Origin of the sequence: Pseudomonas capeferrum (assembly GCF_013523055.1) — a bacterium.
Classification (GTDB): Bacteria; Pseudomonadota; Gammaproteobacteria; order Pseudomonadales; family Pseudomonadaceae; genus Aquipseudomonas; species Aquipseudomonas capeferrum_A.
The window spans coordinates 1-275 of the sequence record NZ_JAAMQM010000087.1; the positions used below are offsets into that span (position 1 = coordinate 1).

1 protein-coding gene is annotated in these 275 nt (G+C 62.9%); it reads left to right on the plus strand.

The genetic code is table 11. The annotated features are described in order from the left end of the window. On the plus strand, window positions 1-275 hold a 275-nt coding region (locus G7009_RS27415; protein ID WP_181133393.1), incomplete at both ends, for an immunoglobulin-like domain-containing protein.

A 275-nucleotide genomic window follows, 5' to 3' on the forward strand; every position in this document is an offset into this window, starting at 1 on the left:
CGCGGGCCAGACCGAAGCCACCTACCGCACCGATGCCCAGGGCGAGGACGTCTTCAAGGACGCCGGTTCGCTAACCGTTGGTATCACCGATGCCACCGTTGACGGCCAGACCTTCGAAAACCTGCAGTTGGGTGGCTCCGCCACCGTACAGATCGCCGACACCATCAACGATGTCGTGGCGACCCTGACCGCTGACAAGACCACTGTCGCCGAAGGCGGTCAGATCACCTACACCGTGACCCTGAGCAGCAAGGATGGCTTGCCGGTTACTGGCC